General features: G+C 65.8%; 15 protein-coding genes. 4 read left to right on the plus strand and 11 right to left on the minus strand.

The genetic code is table 11. The features are described 5' to 3' along the window. Window positions 1–21 precede the first annotated feature (21 nt). The 3 genes from CAG29_RS18885 to pmbA form a co-directional block, all read right to left on the minus strand. Window positions 22–1,398 (minus strand): aspartate ammonia-lyase, encoded by a 1,377-nt coding sequence (locus CAG29_RS18885; RefSeq protein WP_085578582.1) that lies wholly within the window; start codon window positions 1,396–1,398, stop codon window positions 22–24. Beyond that, window positions 1,379–1,786: a FagA protein gene (locus tag CAG29_RS18890; protein WP_085578580.1), complete on the minus strand. Its 408-nt coding sequence runs from the start codon at window positions 1,784–1,786 to the stop codon at window positions 1,379–1,381. The genes CAG29_RS18885 and CAG29_RS18890 overlap by 20 nt, the downstream gene beginning before the upstream one ends. 217 nt (window positions 1,787–2,003) lie before the next feature. Further along, the gene (gene pmbA, locus CAG29_RS18895) at window positions 2,004–3,350 is read right to left on the minus strand and encodes a metalloprotease PmbA (protein ID WP_085694953.1); all 1,347 of its coding nucleotides are present in this window, start codon (window positions 3,348–3,350) and stop codon (window positions 2,004–2,006) included. A 108-nt stretch (window positions 3,351–3,458) separates the two neighbouring features. Between pmbA and yjgA the strand changes: the two genes are divergently transcribed. Next, the gene (gene yjgA / locus CAG29_RS18900; protein WP_085578578.1) at window positions 3,459–3,983 is read left to right on the plus strand and encodes a ribosome biogenesis factor YjgA; all 525 of its coding nucleotides are present in this window, start codon (window positions 3,459–3,461) and stop codon (window positions 3,981–3,983) included. A 51-nt stretch (window positions 3,984–4,034) separates the two neighbouring features. On the opposite strand, the gene tldD is transcribed toward yjgA, so the two are convergent. From tldD to mreB, 8 genes are all read right to left on the minus strand, one after another. After that, entirely contained in the window at window positions 4,035–5,477 is a 1,443-nt protein-coding gene (tldD, locus tag CAG29_RS18905) for a metalloprotease TldD (RefSeq protein ID WP_085631702.1), read from the minus strand. Window positions 5,478–5,482: 5 nt separating this feature from the next. Then, window positions 5,483–6,343 (minus strand): carbon-nitrogen hydrolase family protein, encoded by an 861-nt coding sequence (locus tag CAG29_RS18910; protein ID WP_085578574.1) that lies wholly within the window; start codon window positions 6,341–6,343, stop codon window positions 5,483–5,485. A 58-nt stretch (window positions 6,344–6,401) separates the two neighbouring features. Continuing rightward, on the minus strand, window positions 6,402–10,205 hold the full coding sequence (locus CAG29_RS18915; protein WP_085694954.1) for a YhdP family protein: 3,804 nt from the start codon (window positions 10,203–10,205) through the stop codon (window positions 6,402–6,404). 75 nt (window positions 10,206–10,280) lie between these two features. After that, complete coding sequence (rng, locus tag CAG29_RS18920) at window positions 10,281–11,738, minus strand: ribonuclease G (RefSeq protein ID WP_085578570.1); 1,458 nt, start codon at window positions 11,736–11,738, stop codon at window positions 10,281–10,283. Window positions 11,739–11,796: 58 nt separating this feature from the next. Continuing rightward, window positions 11,797–12,393: a nucleoside triphosphate pyrophosphatase gene (locus tag CAG29_RS18925; protein ID WP_085578568.1), complete on the minus strand. Its 597-nt coding sequence runs from the start codon at window positions 12,391–12,393 to the stop codon at window positions 11,797–11,799. 90 nt (window positions 12,394–12,483) lie between these two features. Continuing rightward, a complete protein-coding gene (gene mreD / locus CAG29_RS18930) occupies window positions 12,484–12,975 on the minus strand; it encodes a rod shape-determining protein MreD (protein ID WP_085578566.1) in 492 nt (163 codons plus the stop codon). Next, window positions 12,975–14,117 (minus strand): rod shape-determining protein MreC, encoded by a 1,143-nt coding sequence (gene mreC / locus CAG29_RS18935; protein WP_085631708.1) that lies wholly within the window; start codon window positions 14,115–14,117, stop codon window positions 12,975–12,977. Before mreC ends, mreD begins: the two co-directional genes overlap by 1 nt. Window positions 14,118–14,258: 141 nt before the next feature. After that, entirely contained in the window at window positions 14,259–15,296 is a 1,038-nt protein-coding gene (gene mreB, locus CAG29_RS18940; RefSeq protein ID WP_002555108.1) for a rod shape-determining protein MreB, read from the minus strand. A 211-nt stretch (window positions 15,297–15,507) separates the two neighbouring features. Here mreB and gatC point away from each other — a divergent pair, with 211 nt between their 5' ends. From gatC to gatB, 3 genes are read left to right on the plus strand one after another with little or no spacing between them, the layout of a single operon-like run. Beyond that, window positions 15,508–15,795 (plus strand): Asp-tRNA(Asn)/Glu-tRNA(Gln) amidotransferase subunit GatC, encoded by a 288-nt coding sequence (gene gatC / locus CAG29_RS18945; protein WP_020297123.1) that lies wholly within the window; start codon window positions 15,508–15,510, stop codon window positions 15,793–15,795. Between the two features lie 16 nt (window positions 15,796–15,811). After that, window positions 15,812–17,263 carry an Asp-tRNA(Asn)/Glu-tRNA(Gln) amidotransferase subunit GatA gene (gene gatA / locus CAG29_RS18950; RefSeq protein WP_085578562.1) on the plus strand — a complete coding sequence of 484 codons (1,452 nt, stop codon included), beginning with the start codon at window positions 15,812–15,814 and terminating at the stop codon, window positions 17,261–17,263. Between the two features lie 10 nt (window positions 17,264–17,273). After that, window positions 17,274–18,719, plus strand: coding sequence for an Asp-tRNA(Asn)/Glu-tRNA(Gln) amidotransferase subunit GatB (gene gatB, locus CAG29_RS18955; protein WP_085578560.1), 1,446 nt, complete (start codon window positions 17,274–17,276; stop codon window positions 18,717–18,719). Window positions 18,720–18,738: the final 19 nt, after the last annotated feature.

Consider the following 18,738-nt stretch of genomic DNA (forward strand, 5'->3'; position numbering starts at 1 on the left):
ACCTCCAAAGCGGTGCGGCGCTTACACGCCGCCGGCGGTGAGTTTCTCGGGGTTGAGCAACGCTTCCAGTTCGCTGCGCGACAGGTCGGTGTGCTCCAGCGCGACGTCGATCACCGCGCGGCCCTGCTTGTAGGCCTGCTTGGCGATTTCGGCGGCCTTCTGGTAACCGATGATCGGGTTGAGCGCGGTCACCAGGATCGGGTTGCGCGAGAGCGCTTCCTTGAGGCGCGACTCGTTGACCTTGAAGCTGGCGATGGCTTTGTCGCCCAGCAGCCGACTGGCGTTGGCCAGCAGTTCGATGCTGCCGAGCAGGTTCTGGGCGATGATCGGCAGCATCACGTTCAGCTCGAAATTGCCCGACTGGCCGGCGACGGTGATGGCCGCGTCATTGCCGATCACTTGCGCGGCGACCATGGCGGTGGCTTCCGGAATCACCGGATTGACCTTGCCGGGCATGATCGACGAGCCCGGCTGCAAGCCTTCCAGCTCGATCTCACCCAGGCCGGCCAAGGGGCCCGAGTTCATCCAACGCAGGTCGTTGGCGATTTTCATCAGCGACACGGCGGTGGCCTTCAACTGGCCGGAGACGGCGACGGCGGTGTCCTGCGAGCCGATCAGCGCAAACAGATCCTTGCCCGGCGTGAACTGCACGTGGGTGAGCTGGCTCAGGTGACGGCTGAAACGCCCGGCGAACTCCGGATGCGCGTTGATCCCGGTGCCGACCGCCGTGCCGCCCTGGGCCAGGGACTGCAGGCTCGGCAACAGGTCCTGCAGATGGCCGACGTTGGCCTTGAGCTGCTGCGCCCAGCCGTTGAGCACCTGACTCATGCGCACGGGCATGGCATCCATCAGGTGCGTGCGGCCGGTTTTCACGTGGTGATGGACCTGAACGGCCTTGTGCTCGATCACCTGCACCAGGTGCAGCAGCGCCGGCAGCAGTTGCTCGTGCAGGGCCAGGGCGGCGCTGACGTGGATGGTGGTCGGGATGATGTCGTTGCTGCTCTGGCCGCAATTGACGTGATCGTTCGGGTTGACCGGCTCGCCCAGCAGACGGCTGGCCAGGGTTGCGATCACTTCGTTGGCGTTCATGTTGGAACTGGTGCCGGAGCCGGTCTGGAAGACATCCACCGGGAAATGCTGCATGAAGTCGCCTTCGAGCAAGCCTTGGGCGGCATCGCTGATGGCCTTGCCTTGAGCGGCGCTGAGCTGGTTGAGTTCGACGTTGGCCCGGGCGGCGGCGGCCTTGGCCAGGATCAGCGCACGGACGAACTGGGTGGGCATCGGCTTGCCGCTGATCGGGAAGTTATCCACCGCCCGCTGGGTCTGCGCGCCGTAAAGCGCGTCCGCCGGCACCTGCAGTTCGCCCATGCTGTCGCGCTCAATACGTGTCTTGGTCATCGGTGAATCCTTGGACTAGTTCAATGAGGGGAATCGAGGGAAGCAACTCGCAGGTCGCCAGTTGCCAGGTGAAGCTTTGCCAGCGCTTGAGCCGGCATTTGCACAGCGAGAGGCGCTCCATCTCACGCAAGGGGCGCCAGGCCTGGTCGAGGCACAGGCTGCGCCAATGCCACGGCAAGGCGATGTCGTTGGCGGTGTCCATCAGCAGACGGAAAGCGGTTTCGGCGATCGTCCAAGGCGACGTCGTCGTGCAGCAGGCCAGGTAGCGGCCCTCGGCGAGGTAATGTTCGATCAGGCGCGGCTCGTCCGGATCCATCGCACAGCGGATCTGGCGGCTCATCCAGCGCCAGCTTTCGAGGTAAGGCTGCTCGTGCAAGGCAGAACTCATGATTCCTGGCTCATCCGATAATGAGATTTATTATTAGTTGATAATGAGAACCAAAACAAGAGCGCCCAAGTTTTGCTGATTCAGGCAAAAACGGTGGGAGCCAGCCCTGCTGGCGATGGCGTCAATGCAGGCGCTTCCCCGGAGACCCGGTATTGCAGGACACAAAAAAGGCGCGCCACCCGCTGGGGTGACGCGCCTTTTTGCGCAACGGTCGAGCTTAGCTGCCCGCGACGGTCATCCGCTCGATCAGCACCGATCCTGTGCGGATATTGCTGCGAAGTTCCAGATCGTTGCCCACCGCGACAATCTGCTTGAACATGTCGCGCAGGTTGCCGGCGATGGTCACTTCCTGCACCGCGAACTGGATTTCGCCGTTCTCGACCCAGTACCCCGCCGCTCCGCGCGAGTAGTCGCCGGTGACCATGTTCAGGCCGTGGCCCATCAGTTCGGTGACCAGCAGGCCCCGGCCCATGCGCCGCAGCAGCGCCGCCTGATCCTCGTCGCCATGGGTGACGAACAGGTTGTGCACGCCGCCGGCGTTGGCGGTGCTCGGCATGCCGAGCTTGCGGCCGGAATAGGTGCCGAGGATGTACGACACCAGCTCACCCTTTTCGACGAACGGCTTGGCGTAGGTCGCCAGACCGTCGCCATCGTAGGCCGCACTGCCCATGGCGCGCATCAGGTGCGGGCGCTCATCGATGGTCAGCCACTCCGGAAACAGCTGCTGCCCCAGCGTGCCTTCAAGGAACGACGCCTTGCGGTACAGGCTGCCGCCGGACACCGCCGACAGGAAACTGCCGAACAGCCCGCCAGCCAGTTCGGCCGAAAACAGCACCGGCACTTCGCAGGTCGGCACGGGACGTGCGCCCAGACGGCTCGCCGCCCGCTGTGCGGCCCGCTGGCCGATGCTCACCGGATCCGCCAGCAGACTGCCCTGACGGTTCACGTCATACCAGTAGTCGCGCTGCATCTGGCCGTCGGCCTCGGCGATCATCACACAGCTGAGGCTGTGCCGGGTCGAGGCGTAGCCGCCGACGAAGCCGTGGCTGTTGCCGTAGACGCGGCAGCCCTGATGGGTGCTCAGCGTCGTGCCGTCGGCGTTCCTGATCCGCGCATCGGCGTCGAACGCCGCCGCCTCGCAGATCAAGGCTTTCTCGATGGCCTGCTCGGGGGTGATGTCCCAGGCGTGGAACAGGTCGAAATCCTGGACGTCCCTGGCCATCAGCGCGGCGTCGGCCAGGCCGGAGGCTTCGTCCTCGGAGGTGTGCTTGGCGATGGCCAGCGCGGCGGCGACGGTTTCGCGGATCGCGTCAGGCCCGGTCGCCGAGGTGCTGGCCGAACCTTTGCGCTGGCCGACATACAAGGTGATGCCGAAGCCCTGGTCGCGGTTGAACTCGACCGTCTCGACTTCGCGCTGACGCACCGACGTCGACAGCCCCTGCTCAAGCGACACCGCCACTTCGCAGGCGCTGGCCCCTTGGCGCTTGGCTTCGGCGATGATCTGCTCGACCTGTTCCTGCAGGGCCGGCAATGCCTGCGGGCCGACGCTTTCAACTGCACTCATGCTCATCTCCACTCAAATTCTGCTTTCGGCTGGGGCCATCGAGCGACCGGGCCGGACAAGCGGCCCCCGACTGGTTATCATGGCGGCGTTTCTTTGCGGACTGCCACCATGGTTGATTCTTACGACGACTCCCTCGATACGGGAGAAAAAAGCAAATCCCAGGTCAAACGCGAGCTGCATGCTCTGGTTGACCTCGGCGAGCGCCTCACGACCCTCAAGCCCGACTTGCTGGCCAAACTGCCGTTGACCGACCCGTTGCGCCGGGCCCTGGCCGATGCGCCCAAGCACGTGGCGCACATCGCACGCAAACGGCACCTGCAGTTCATCGGCAAGCTGATGCGCGACCAGGACACCGACGCCATCCTGGTGCTGCTCGACCAGCTCGACGCCTCCACCCGCCAGTACAACGAGCGTTTCCACAACCTCGAACGCTGGCGCGACCGCCTGATCGGCGGTGACGACGCGGTGCTGGAGAAGTTCGTCGCCGAATACCCGGAGACCGACCGTCAGCAACTGCGCTCCCTGATCCGTCAGGCCCAACACGAGGTGGCGCGCAACAAGCCGCCGGCCTCCAGCCGTAAAATCTTCAAGTACATCCGAGAGCTGGACGAGACCCAACGCGGCCTGCGTTGATCATCGTCACCGGGTGGCCGCCCAAGGCGCCACCCGTCGCTCCATCCCTTCTTATGCGCCTGTGCCGCCCACGGTGATCGCGTCGATCTTCAGCGTCGGCTGGCCCACGCCCACCGGCACCGATTGCCCGTCCTTGCCGCAGGTGCCCACGCCGCTGTCCAGCGCCAGGTCGTTGCCGACCATCGACACCCGGCTCATGGCCTCCGGGCCGTTGCCGATCAGGGTGGCGCCCTTGACCGGTGCGGTGATCTTGCCGTCCTCGATCAGGTACGCCTCGCTGGTGGAGAACACGAACTTGCCGCTGGTGATGTCTACCTGGCCGCCGCCGAGGTTGGCGCAGTAGATGCCCTTCTTCACCGAGGCGATGATTTCCGCCGGATCGCTTTCGCCGCCCAGCATGTAGGTGTTGGTCATCCGCGGCATCGGCAGGTGCGCGTAGGACTCGCGCCGGCCGTTGCCGGTACGGGCCACGCCCATCAGGCGGGCGTTGAGCTTGTCCTGCATGTAGCCCTTGAGCACGCCGTTCTCGATCAGGGTGGTGCACTCGGTCGGGGTGCCTTCGTCGTCGACGCTCAGGGAACCGCGGCGACCGCTCAAGGTGCCGTCATCGACGATGGTGCAGAGTTTGGAGGCGACCATTTCGCCCATCCGGCCGCTGTAGGCCGAACTGCCCTTGCGGTTGAAGTCGCCTTCCAGGCCATGGCCGACCGCTTCGTGCAGCAGCACGCCGGACCAGCCCGAACCCAACACCACCGGCAACGTGCCGGCCGGCGCCGGAATCGCTTCCAGGTTGACCAGCGCCTGGCGCAGGGCCTCACGGGCGTAGCCCATGGCACGGTCTTCGGCGAGGAAATAGCGGTAGTCGGTACGCCCGCCGCCGCCATGGCCACCGCGTTCGCGGCGACCGTTCTGCTCGACGATCACGCTGACGTTGAAGCGCACCAGCGGCCGCACGTCCGCCGCCAGCCCGCCGTCGGTGGACGCCACCAGGATCCGCTCCCAGACGCCGGCCATGCTCACGCTGACCTGCTGGATGCGCGGGTCGAGGGCGCGGGTGGCGACGTCGATGCGCTTGAGCAGGTCGACCTTCTCGGCGCGGCTCAGCACTTCCAGCGGATTGTCCGGCGCGTACAGCTGCGCGACGTCCTGGGTGGTGAACGCCTGCACCTTACCGTCCTGACCGGCGCGGGAGATCGAGCGGGCCGCACGGGCCGCCGCGCCCAGCGCTTCCAGGGTGATGGCGTTGCTGTAGGCGAAGCCGGTCTTCTCGCCGGACTGCGCCCGTACGCCGACGCCCTGGTCGAGGTTGAAGCTGCCTTCCTTGACGATGCCGTCTTCCAGCGACCAGGACTCGGAAATCTGCCCCTGGAAGTACAGGTCGGCGGCATCGATGCCGGGGCCGGCCAGGTCACCGAGCACGCCTTGCAGGCTCTCGATGGTCACGCCGCCGGGCGCCAACAGGTGGTCACTGACTGAGGACAACAACTCGCTCATAGGTTCTACGCCTTAAATTCGTGTTCTGAGGCAGGCCGCTGCGCGCCCTGCGAGAAAAACCGCCGGTGAGTGGCCACCGGCATCCGCGCCCGGATGGACGCCTGTTCGCTGCTGTCGCGCTCGGCCAGCAGCACGGCCTCGCCGGTGTCCTGTTGCGCCAGCACGCGGCCCCACGGGTCGATGATGGCTGCGTGGCCGAAAGTCTCGCGCGGGCCCGGATGCATCCCGCCCTGGGCCGCCGCCAGCACATAGCACTGGGTCTCGATGGCCCGTGCGCGGATCAGCACATCCCAGTGCGCGGCGCCGGTCACCGCCGTGAAGGCCGACGGCGCGGTGATCAGCTCGGCGCCGGCGGCCCGCAGTTCGCTGTAGAGCTCCGGGAAGCGCAGGTCGTAGCACACCGTCAGCCCCAGCCGGCCCACCGGCGTGTCCGCCACCACCACGCCGCTGCCATAAGCATAGTCATCGGATTCGCGGTAACGGCCGCGATTGTCCGCCACATCGACATCGAACAGGTGCAGCTTGTCGTACCGCGCAACGATTTCGCCCTGGTCATCGACCAACAGCGAGCAGGCATGGGACTTCGCCGCAGGCTGGCCCACCGGTGGCAGCGGCAACGTGCCGGCCACGATCCATAACCTGAGGTCGCGCGCGGTCTGTTTCAACCACGGCAGGATCGGCCCCTCGCCCAGCGCTTCGGCACGGCCGATGTCGGCGATGTCGCGACGGCCCATGGCGGCGAAGTTCTCCGGCAGCACCGCCAGCTTCGCGCCCGCTTCGGCCGCCTGCTCAAGCAGGCGCCGGGCATCGCGCAGGTTGGCCGGCACATCGCTCTGGCTGACCATTTGAATCACCGCTAAAGACATGGCGCACTCCGCAAGAGGTTTGCGGCCATGCTACTCCATCGGTGCCGGGCCTGGCTGTTCAAAAGGGCTTGTCGAAGGTGATTTTCGGCTCTTTCCACGGCCCCTTGACCGTGTACTTGACGCTGGCGAACCGCGCCACGCGGTCGCCGATCAGCTTGTCGATCAGAAACAGCGCACCGCCGACCGCCGGCGCCCCCACGATCAGCGCCGCGATCGGCAGGTTGTTGGTCACCGGCAAGGTCACCAGCAGCCGGGCGTCCACCTGGTCGCCGACCAGGTCCAGGGTGCCGTTGAGCTCAATGTTGCTCGACGGCCCGGTCAGCAGGATCGGTTCGCGGGTCACGTAGACGCCGTTGGTCGCCACCAGCAGGCCCTTGACCCGGTCATAGCTCAGGCCTTTGCCGAACAGGTCGGAGAAGTCCAGGCGCAGGCGCCGGCCGATGGAGTTGAAGTTGAGCAGGCCGAACACCCGCAGCGCCTGGGCGCCCCCTTCCACCTCGACGAACTGGCCCTTGTTCAGCGACGCATCGAGGGTGCCGGAGAAGCGCTTGGTCGCCAGCCACGCCGGCGAACCCGGCCAGCGGCCGTCGACGTCCATGTGGAACTCTTCGCTGGTCACGCTCGGCGCGAACCCCCAGCCCTTGAGCACGTCGGCGAGGTTTTTGCCGCCGATCCGGCCCTTGTACCAACTGTTCGTGTTGCCCGGCGTGCCTTCCCAGCCGCCGCTGCCCTGCAGCAGGATGCCCTTGAGGCCCAGGTCCAGGTTGCTCAGGGCGATGCCCTTGGCGGTCGGCCGCACTTTGAGCGACCAGCCGCCCACCAGGTCCTGGCCCTGGAACAGCTGGTTGACGGTGATGTCCAGCGCCGGAATCTTGCTCGGATCGACCGAGGCCAGAGGATCGGGCGCGTTCTCGTCAGCCTGCACCGCCGGATCCGGCGCCGGCAGGCGCACGTATTGCAGGTTCACCGCGATCGGCGCGCCGTTGGCGTCGGGAATCGCGACCGTGCCCTTGGCCTGCCGGCTGTCCAGCGCCAGCGCCCAGGCGCCCGCCTTGCGATTGAGCTGCACCGACGCCTGATCCAGCGTGGTGCCGAACGCCGTGAGCCTGTCGACCTTGAAGTCGGCGCTGCTCAGCAGTTGCCTGGCGCTGCCGCCCGGATCCTTGCCGGCGTACTTGTCCACCAGGTCCTGCCACGGCTTGACGTCCAGCTCCGACAGCACGCCGCGCACCCGCAGGCCCTTGCCGCCGGGCAGCACCGCCTCGCCCGCGCCGAGGAACAGTTCACCGCGGCCGTCGGCGAAATTGCCCGGCGGCGCCGCGAAGGTGAAATTGGCCAACTGATCGTAATTGACCCAGTAGCGCCGCTCCGGCCCTTGCAGGGTCATGCGGAACACCGTGTCGCGTCCGGTGCTGGCCGGCAGGCCGAACGGCGCCGGCAGATCCACCGCCACGCCCTTGAGGCTGGAGCTGACAATCAACTGGCTGTCGGCGCCGTCCAGGTTCACCTGCAACTGATAGGGAACCGTGCCGGACACCGGCAGCGGCTGGGTCACGCCGAGCCAGTCGGTGAGTTTCTTCACCTCGACCTGTCCGGAGGCGGCCACGCGGGTCTTGAGCCGGCCCGGGCCGCCGTCGGCGAAGATCTGCGCGGTCACCGGTTTGTCGAACGCCCGTGCCGCGATGTTCTGCCCGCTCAGGCCCTTGGCGCTGTCGAACCGGAAATCGCCCTTGAGCTGGGTCAGCTCAAGCTTGGGCTCGGCCAGCTTCAGCCGCGCGTTGGCCGGCTTGAAGTCGACGAGGATCTTCGGCGCATCGCCCTTGTCCAGCGGCACGTCCAGCTTCAGCTTGCCGGTCAGTTCGCCCTCGCCCTCCCATCCCGCGAAGGTCTCGGCGGTGCCGATCGGCGCTTCCTGAAGGATCTTCAGACCGTCGCCCAGTCCGCCGGCGAACGCGCCGTCGAGGAGCAAATGGCTGTGTTCGCCTTCCGGCGCGTGGGGTATGTTGACGAACACGTCGCTGACCTGGGTGTCGAGCAACTGGCCCTTCTGCGCCACGATCCGGATGCCGCTGTCTTCGATGAACACGTCGCCGTTGACCTTGCTCACATGGGGCCAGCCCGGCTGGAACGCGAGTTCGGCGTCATGCACCTTGAAGAACAGGCTGATGCTGCGGTCCGCGTCGGCCGCGCCCTTGTTCAGCGAACCTTGGTACTGGAAGAAGCCCTGGTCCACCGCACCCTTGAGGATCGCGGTGCGCAGCCATTCGTCGACGGCGGGGTTCAGGACCTGCGGCAGGTACTTGGCGGTGTAGCGTCCGTCGCCGTCCACCAGGCCGACGCGCAAGTCCATGTAGTCTTCCTGGTCGTGGTCGAAATGCAGGCGGATCAGGAAGTCGCCGGCGATCTTGCCCTCTTCGCCGAGCACCTTCAGGTACGGCGCGATCAGGGTGAAGCCTTCCTTGTCGAGCTTCCAGGTCAAGCGGGCATTGGCCTGGATATACTGCCACGGCTTGGCGAAGATCGGGTCCAGGTGCAGGACAAAGTCCTTGCTGTCCATCCGCAGCTCGCCGCCGCCCAAGTTGCCGCTGAGGCTGCCGCTGACGTTCCGCGCCGCCGGGGCGCCGTGGTAGGCGTCGAAGCCGACCCGGTCGAGGTTGGCGGCGAAGCTGAATCGTGAGTCATCGGTGGCGTTGGGGCGCACATCCAGCAGCACGTTGCGCAGTCCGCCGGTCACCTTCAGGCGCTCGACCACCGTGGCGAACCCTTGCGGCAACGGCCCCAGGGCATTGAGCAACGGCGTGATCGGCGTCAGGTCGATCCGGTCGGCCTGCAGGTGCCACAGTTCTTCGGCCTTGTCGCTGGCGGCGGTCTGCTTGATCTGCACCCGGGACTCCCAGCGGGTTTCGCCGAAGTTCATCGCCAGAGAATCGAGGGTGACAGTGGCGCCGTCGCGGTTGCGCTCGTAGTAAGCGTTGAGGGCCAGGTTGTCGATCCGGATCGGCTTGCGCTCGGCATAGGCGCCGGTCAGCTGCGGCGCGTTCAGACGCAGGGCGGCGCTCTGCAGCGTGCCTTCGCGCCAGTCGACCCACAGTTCGCCGCCGGCCTTGATCTCGGAGAAGTTCCACTGCTGGGTCAGGCGCTCGGGCAGCCATTTGGCCCAATCGCTCTGCGGCAGGCTCAGGTAGCCTTCGACGGCGCTGTCCTGCCACTGGCCGGCGCGGATCCGCGTACGCAGGCTGGTGGCCACCGGCTGGCCGTCGGGCAGGGTCAGACGCACGTCCAGCCGCTGGCGGACGGCGCCGGTCTTGAGGTTGAGGCCGACGTAGGTGAAGGTCAGCGGCGCATGATCGAGCGGCTGCAAGGTCACCTGGCTGTCGAGCACGGACAGTTGCTGCACGATCTGCATGCGGTCGAACAGCTGCTGCGGATCCAGCGGCCGGTCCTGCTTGACCGGCAACCCTTCCAGTGCCCATTGGCCGTCTTCGCCTTCCTTGAGGCTGATCTTCAGGCCGTTGAGTTCGAGGTGGGCGATGCGCACTTCCCGGGCCAACAGGCTGGCCCACAGGTCCGGCACCGCACGCACCCGATCCAGGCGCAGGGTGTTGGCGCCCTCGCCGACCGTCACGTCGTGGGCCAGCAGGATCGGCGCGAACCCGTTCCAGTCGCCTTCGAGCTCACCGATCCGCAGTGGCATGCCGAGGGCGGCGGCGGCCTTCTGCTCGACGTCGGCGCGGTACTCGGCCACCAGCGGCGCCAGTTCCCGGCCGAGGCTGACGTACAACGCCATCAACACCAGTGCCAGCGCGCACAGGCCCAACCCCCAGCGGGTGAGTGCGGCCAGAATGCGGGTCAGACGCTCCATGTCAGTTGGCTCCCATGGCAAAAAAACTGCGAAAAGCTGAGGCCAGCCGTTTCAGGACAAAGGCGACGCAGGGGATCAGAGCAGCACCACGTCATATTGTTCCTGGGAATACATGGTTTCTACCTGAAAGCGTATGGTGCGGCCAATGAACGCTTCAAGCTCGGCGACGTTGCCGGACTCTTCGTCGAGCAGCCGATCCACCACTTTCTGGTTCGCCAGCACGCGGTAGCCCTCGGCCTGATAGGCCCGGGCCTCGCGCAGGATCTCACGGAAAATCTCGTAACAGATGGTTTCCGGTGTCTTCAGCTTGCCGCGCCCCTGGCAACTGCTGCACGGCTCGCACAGCACCTGCTCAAGGCTCTCGCGGGTGCGCTTGCGGGTCATCTGCACCAGGCCCAGTTCGGTGATGCCGATGATGTTGGTCTTGGCGTGGTCGCGCTCCAGCTGTTTCTCCAGGGTGCGCAGCACCTGGCGCTGGTGCTCTTCGTCTTCCATGTCGATGAAGTCGATGATGATGATCCCGCCCAGGTTGCGCAGACGCAGTTGCCGGGCGATCGCGGTGGCGGCTTCGAGGTTGGTCTTGAAGATGGTCTCTTCAAGGTTGCGGTGGCCGACGAAAGCCCCGGTGTTCACGTCGATGGTGGTCATGGCTTCCGCCGGATCCACCACCAGATAGCCGCCGGACTTGAGCGGCACCTTACGCTCCAGGGCCTTCTGGATCTCGTCCTCGACGCCGTACAGGTCGAAGATCGGCCGCTCGCCCGGGTAATGCTCCAGGCGGTCGGCGATCTCCGGCATCAGTTCGGCGACGAACTGCGTGGTTTTCTGGAAGGTCTCCCGGGAGTCGATGCGGATCTTCTCGATCTTCGGGCTGACCAGGTCACGCAGCGTGCGCAGGGCCAGGCCGAGATCCTCGTAGATCACGTTCGGCGCGCCGATGGTCTTGATCTGGGCGCTGATCTGATCCCAGAGCCTGCGCAGGTAACGGATGTCCATCAGGATCTCGTCGGCCCCGGCGCCTTCGGCGGCGGTGCGCAGGATGAAGCCGCCGGCTTCCTTGATGTCTTCCTTGGCCACGCAGTCGCTGACCACCTGCTTGAGGCGTTCGCGCTCGGCTTCGTCCTCGATCTTCAGGGAAATGCCGACGTGGGCGGTGCGCGGCATGTAGACCAGGTAGCGCGACGGGATCGACAGCTGGGTGGTCAGGCGCGCGCCCTTCGAGCCGATGGGATCCTTGGTCACCTGCACCACCAGGCTCTGGCCTTCGTGCACCAGGGCGCCGATGCTCTCCACCGCCGGCCCTTCGCGCAGGGAGATTTCCGAGGCATGGATGAACGCGGCGCGGTCCAGGCCGATGTCGACGAACGCCGCCTGCATGCCCGGCAGCACGCGCACGACCTTGCCTTTGTAGATGTTGCCGACGATCCCGCGTTTTTGCGTGCGCTCGACATGCACTTCTTGCAGCACACCGTTTTCGACCACCGCCACGCGCGATTCCATCGGCGTGATGTTGATCAGGATCTCTTCACTCATGGCAGGGTCTCGTTCAGGCGTGTTCACGGTAATGGCCGCATCTTGATCCGCACGGCGCTCACTGCGCGTTCAGGGTTTGCCAACAGGGTATGCCGAAATGGCCCAGCAGTTCTGCGGTTTCGCACAACGGCAAACCGACGACCGCCGAATAGCTGCCGTCCAGGCCCGCCACGAACACCGCGCCGAGGCCCTGGATGCCGTAACCGCCGGCCTTGTCCCGGGGTTCGCCGCTGGCCCAGTAGGCGACGGCCTCCGCTTGGCCGATCGGGCGGAAACGCACCCGGCTGCGCACCACCCGCGACTCGCAGCGGCCGTCCTCGACCAAGGCGATCGCCGTCAGCACTTCATGCTCCCTGCCGGACAACATCATCAGCATGGCGCATGCATCGGCTTCGTCCACCGGTTTGCCGAGAATTTTGCCGTCCAGCACCACGGCGGTGTCGGCCCCCAGCACGCAGCCCCCGTCGCGGGAGCCGACGGCGCGGCGGCCGGCCTCGGCCTTGCCGCGGGCCAGGCGCTCGACATAGGCGGACGGGGTTTCATGGGGTGACGGGGTTTCGTCGATGTCCGCGCTGACGGCGGTGAACGGCACGCCGATCTGCGTGAGCAGTTCACGCCGGCGCGGTGAGCCGGAGGCGAGGTAAAGCGGCTTCATCAAGACATCTCCCTGTTGGGTGCCCTGCCTCGCACATGCCATTTCCGTTTGGCGAGGCAAGGCGCCGTCACGGGCGCATGCCTGGGCAGATCAATTGATTTTGTAGCGGCGGCGCAAGCCACGCAAAGCGAAGCTGACCCAAGGCCAGAGCAACGCGCTGACCAACGCCGGCAGCACCAGCGCCAGCGTCGGCTGACGGTTGCCGGTCAAGGCGCTGAGCCACAGCTGAACCAGTTGCGCGAGACCGAAGATCACCAGGATCACCAGGCTTTGCTGCCACATCGGGAACATCCGCAGGCGCTGCTGCAACGACAGCACCAGGAACGTGATCAGGGTCAGGATCAAGGCATTCTGCCCCAGCAGCGTGCCGTACAGCACGTCCTCGGCCAACCCCAGGCAAAACGCGGTGACCATGCCGACCTTCTGCGGCAAGGCCAGCGCCCAGAACGCCAGCAGCAGGGCCAGCCACAGCGGGCGCAGGATTTCCATGAACTGCGGCAACGGCGACACGCTGAGCAGCATGCCGATGAAGAACGTCAGCCAGACCATCCAGCCGTTACGGGAAGCGGTAGCCCCGACCATTATTCCTGTCTCCCGGTGGTGGCTGGCGCAGCGGCCGGCGGTTTGGCCGCCGGTCGCGCAGCAGGCTGGGCTGCCGGTGGCTTGGCGGCGGTGGCGGCTGGCGGTTTCGCGGCGGCCGGGGCGGACGCCGGCGGCTTGCCGGCCGCAGGCTTGGCCGGGGTCGCGGCAGCAGGGCCCGCAGCGGCCGGGCTCGTGGCCGCCGGAGTCGCGGCAGGCACCGTGACCGGCTTGGGCACGGTCGCCGGAATCACCGGGCCGCCGCCCAGGGCGTCGAGGTTTTCCTGGGCCTGGGCCGCGTCGTTCGCGCGCTCTTCGGCGGTGCGGTTGTCGCTGAACACCAACAGCATGTAGCGGCTGCGGTTCAGGGCGGCGGTCGGCACGGCACGAACGATGGCGAACGGCTGGCCGGAATCGTGGATCACTTCCTTGACCGTCGCCACCGGGTAACCGGCCGGGAAACGCTGGCCCAGGCCGGAGCTGACCAGCAGGTCGCCTTCCTTGATGTCGGCGGTGTCGGCCACGTGGCGCAGTTCCAGGCGTTCCGGGTTGCCGGTGCCGCTGGCGATGGCCCGCAGGCCGTTGCGGTTCACCTGCACCGGGATGCTATGGGTGGAGTCGGTCAGCAGCAGCACGCGGGAGGTGTACGGCATCAGTTCGACCACCTGGCCCATCAGGCCGCGGGCGTCGAGCACCGGCTGGCCGAGCACCACGCCGTCGCGCTCGCCCTTGTTGATGATGATGCGGTGGGTGAACGGGTTCGGGTCCATGCCGATCAGTTCGGCGACCTCGACCTTCTCGTTGACCAGCGCGGACGAGTTCAGCAACTCGCGCAGGCGCACGTTCTGCTCGGTGAGGGCGGCCAGCTTCTGCAGGCGGCCCTGCAGCAGCAGGTTCTCGGTCTTGAGTTTTTCGTTGTCGGCGATCAGCTCGGTGCGGCTGCCGAACTGGCTGGCGACACCGTCCCAGAGCCGTCCGGGCAGGTCGGTGATCCAGTAGGCGTCCATCAGCACCAGCGACATCTGGCTGCGCGCAGGCTTGAGCAGACTGAAGCGGGCATCGACCACCATCAGCGCGACCGACAGCACGGCCAGCACCAGCAGGCGCACGCCCAATGAGGGGCCCTTGGCGAAAAGCGGTTTAATAGGCCGCTCCTTCCGGACAGATGTTCTGTTTATTCATACGGCTTCAAACCGGCCTGGATGAAAACTGACAGAAGATAAACGCCGACAGGCAGCACTGCAAAGTGCTGCCTGTGCGTTCACCCACGTATTGCGCCCGGCGACTTATTCGCTGGAGAGCAGATCCATGGTGTGCTTGTCCATCATTTCCAAAGCACGGCCACCGCCACGGGCAACGCAGGTCAGCGGGTCTTCGGCGACGATCACCGGCAGACCGGTTTCCTGGGCCAGCAGCTTGTCCAGGTCTCGCAGCAGCGCGCCGCCGCCGGTCAGCACCAGGCCACGCTCGGCGATGTCGGAAGCCAGCTCCGGAGGCGATTGCTCCAGGGCGCTTTTCACGGCCTGAACGATGGTCGCCAGCGACTCCTGCAGAGCCTCCAGCACTTCGTTGGAGTTCAGGGTGAATGCGCGTGGAACGCCTTCGGCCAGGTTACGGCCGCGGACGTCGACTTCACGGACTTCGCCGCCCGGATAGGCGGTGCCGATTTCCTGCTTGATGCGCTCGGCGGTGGATTCGCCGATCAGGCTGCCGTAGTTGCGGCGAACGTAGGTGATGATCGCTTCGTCGAAGCGGTCGCCGCCGACGCGGACGGATTCGGCGTAGACCACACCGTTCAGGGAGATCAGCGCGATCTCGGTGGTGCCGCCGCCGATGTCGACGACCATCGAGCCGCGGGCCTCTTCGACCGGCAGGCCGGCACCGATGGCAGCGGCCATCGGCTCTTCGATCAGGAACACTTCGCGGGCACCGGCGCCGAGGGCCGATTCACGGATGGCACGACGCTCGACCTGGGTGGACTTGCACGGAACGCAGATCAGCACGCGTGGGCTGGGCTGCAGGAAGCTGTTTTCGTGAACCTTGTTGATAAAGTATTGCAGCATCTTTTCGCAGACGCTGAAGTCGGCGATCACGCCGTCCTTCATCGGACGAATGGCGGCAATGTTGCCCGGCGTACGGCCGAGCATGCGCTTGGCTTCGGTGCCGACAGCCACGACACTTTTCTGGTTACCGTGTGTCCGGATGGCCACAACCGATGGCTCGTTCAGGACGATACCGCGCTCGCGCACGTAAATAAGGGTGTTGGCAGTGCCCAGGTCAATGGAAAGATCGCTGGAAAACATGCCACGCAGTTTCTTGAACATGGGAAAGGGACCCTAGGCAACGCGTGGGTAAAAAAGTGCGGCAAACTCTAACAACGACAGGGATTTTGGGCAAGGCGCCAATATGTTAAATTGGCCGCTTTTCTGCGCACCAAGCCCCACAATCGCGGCCTTATGACCGTAGAAGTGCGGTAGTGTTCCGACAATCTAACACAGGGACGCCGTCCGTCCTGTTTTCCACTGGAGAATCCCGATGGCGCTAGAACGCTCCGACGTGGAAAAAATCGCTCATCTGGCCTGCCTGGGCCTCAATGAAGCCGATCTTCCGCACATCACCTCGGCCCTCAACAGCATCCTGGGGCTGGTCGACGAAATGCAGGCCGTCGACACCGACGGCATCGAGCCGCTGGCCCACCCGCTGGAAGCCAGCCAGCGCCTGCGCGCCGACGTCGTCACCGAAAGCAATCACCGCGAGGCCTATCAGTCCATCGCACCAGCGGTCGAAAACGGCCTGTACCTGGTTCCGAAAGTCATCGACTAAAGGGAAAGAGCCTGCAATGCATCACATGACTCTGGCCGAGATCGCCCGCGGTCTGGCCGACAAGAAGTTTTCCTCCGAAGAGCTGACCAAGGCCCTGCTGGCGCGCATCGCCCAGCTCGACCCTCAGATCAACAGTTTCATCAGCCTCACCGAAGAGCTGGCTCTGGGTCAGGCGAAAGCCGCCGACGCCCGCCGCGCCAACGGTGAGAGCGGCGCCCTGCTCGGCGCGCCGATCGCCCACAAGGATCTGTTCTGCACCCAGGGCATCCGCACCAGCTGCGGCTCGAAGATGCTCGACAACTTCAAGGCCCCGTACGACGCCACCGTGGTCGCCAAGCTGGCCGCCGCCGGCACCGTGACCCTGGGCAAGACCAACATGGACGAATTCGCCATGGGTTCGGCCAACGAGTCGAGCTGGTACGGCCCGGTGAAGAACCCGTGGAACCTGGAACACGTGCCGGGCGGTTCGTCCGGCGGTTCCGCCGCCGCCGTGGCCGCGCGCCTGCTGCCGGCCGCCACCGCCACCGACACCGGCGGCTCGATCCGCCAGCCTGCCGCGTTCACCAACCTGACCGGCCTGAAGCCGACCTACGGCCGCGTTTCGCGCTGGGGCATGATCGCCTACGCGTCGAGCCTCGACCAGGGCGGCCCGCTGGCCCGCACCGCCGAAGACTGCGCGATCCTGCTGCAGGGCATGGCCGGGTTCGACCCGAACGACTCCACCAGCATCGATGAGCCGGTGCCGGACTACACCGCCGGCCTCAACGGCTCGCTGCAGGGCCTGCGCATCGGCGTGCCGAAGGAATACTTCGGCGCCGGCCTCGATCCGCGCATCGCCGAACTGATCCAGAACAGCATCCAGCAGCTGCAGAAGCTCGGTGCCGTGATCAAGGAAATCAGCCTGCCGAACATGCAGCACGCGATTCCGGCGTACTACGTGATCGCCCCGGCCGAAGCCTCCTCCAACCTGTCGCGCTTCGACGGCGTGCGCTTCGGCCACCGCTGCGAAGCCCCGAAGAACCTGGAAGACCTGTACAAGCGCTCCCGCGGCGAAGGCTTCGGCGCGGAAGTGCAGCGCCGGATCATGGTCGGCGCCTACGCGCTGTCCGCTGGCTACTACGACGCCTACTACCTGAAGGCGCAGAAGATCCGCCGCCTGGTGAAGAACGATTTCATGGCCGCGTTCAATGAAGTCGACATCATCCTCGGCCCGACCACGCCGAACCCGGCCTGGAAGCTCGGCGCCAAGAACAACGATCCGGTCGCCGCCTACCTGGAAGACTTCTACACCATCACCGCCAACCTGGCAGGCCTGCCGGGCCTGTCGATGCCGGCCGGTTTCGCCGACGGCCTGCCGGTCGGCGTGCAGTTGCTCGCTCCGTACTTCCAGGAAGGTCGCCTGTTGAACGTCGCCCACCAGTATCAGCTCAACACTGACTGGCACACCCGCACCCCAACCGGCTTCTGAGGAGACGCACATGCAATGGGAAGTCGTGATCGGGCTGGAGATTCACACCCAGCTCACCACCCGGTCGAAAATCTTTTCCGGTAGTTCCACCACCTTCGGTTCCGAACCGAACACCCAGGCCAGCCTGATCGACCTGGGCATGCCCGGCGTGCTGCCGGTGCTCAACCAGGAAGCCGTGCGCATGGCCGTGATGTTCGGCCAGGCGATCGACGCCGAGATCGGCCGGCACAACGTGTTCGCCCGCAAGAACTACTTCTATCCGGACCTGCCCAAGGGCTACCAGATCAGCCAGATGGACCTGCCGATCGTCGGCAAGGGCCACCTGGACATCGCCCTGGAGGACGGCACGGTCAAGCGCGTCGGCATCACCCGCGCCCACCTTGAGGAAGACGCCGGCAAGAGCCTGCACGAAGAGTTCGGCGGCGCCACCGGCATCGACCTGAACCGCGCCGGCACGCCGCTGCTGGAGATCGTCTCCGAGCCGGACATGCGCAGCGCCAAGGAAGCCGTGGCCTACGTCAAGGCGATCCACGCGCTGGTGCGCTACCTGGGCATCTGCGACGGCAACATGGCCGAAGGCTCGCTGCGCTGCGACTGCAACGTGTCGATCCGCCCCAAAGGCCAGGCCGAGTTCGGCACCCGCTGCGAGATCAAGAACGTCAACTCGTTCCGCTTCATCGAGAAGGCGATCAACTCCGAGATCCAGCGCCAGATCGACCTGATCGAAGACGGCGGCAAGGTGATCCAGCAGACCCGCCTCTACGACCCGAACAAGGACGAGACCCGTCCGATGCGCAGCAAGGAGGAAGCCAACGACTACCGTTACTTCCCCGATCCGGACCTGCTGCCGGTGGTCATCGAGCAAGCCTACCTGGACGAGGTGCGCGCCACCCTGCCGGAACTGCCGCCGCAGAAGCGCGAGCGCTTCCAGAGCCAGTTCGGCCTGTCGGCCTACGACGCCAACGTGCTGGCCACCAGCCGCGAGCAGGCGGACTACTTCGAACAGGTCGCGGGCATCAGCGGCGACGCCAAGCTGGCGGCGAACTGGGTGATGGTCGAGCTGGGCAGCCTGCTCAACAAGCAAGGCCTGGACATCGAGCAGTCGCCGGTCTCGGCCGAGCTGCTGGGCGGCATGCTGCAGCGCATCAAGGACAACACCATCTCCGGCAAGATCGCCAAGGTGGTGTTCGAGGCGATGGCCAACGGTGAAGGCAGCGCGGACGAGATCATCGACAAGCGCGGCCTCAAGCAAGTGACCGACACTGGCGCGATCTCCGCGGTGCTGGACGAAATGCTCGCCGCCAATGCCGAGCAGGTCGAGCAGTACCGTGCGGCGGACGAAGCCAAGCGCGGCAAGATGTTCGGCTTCTTCGTCGGCCAGGCCATGAAGGCGTCCAAGGGCAAGGCCAACCCGCAGCAAGTGAACGAACTGCTCAAAAGCAAGCTCGAAGGCTGACCACAATGGAGCCGGATTC

It is taken from the genome of Pseudomonas sp. B7(2017) (assembly GCF_002112745.1).
In the GTDB taxonomy this organism is placed as follows: Bacteria; Pseudomonadota; Gammaproteobacteria; order Pseudomonadales; family Pseudomonadaceae; genus Aquipseudomonas; species Aquipseudomonas ekonensis.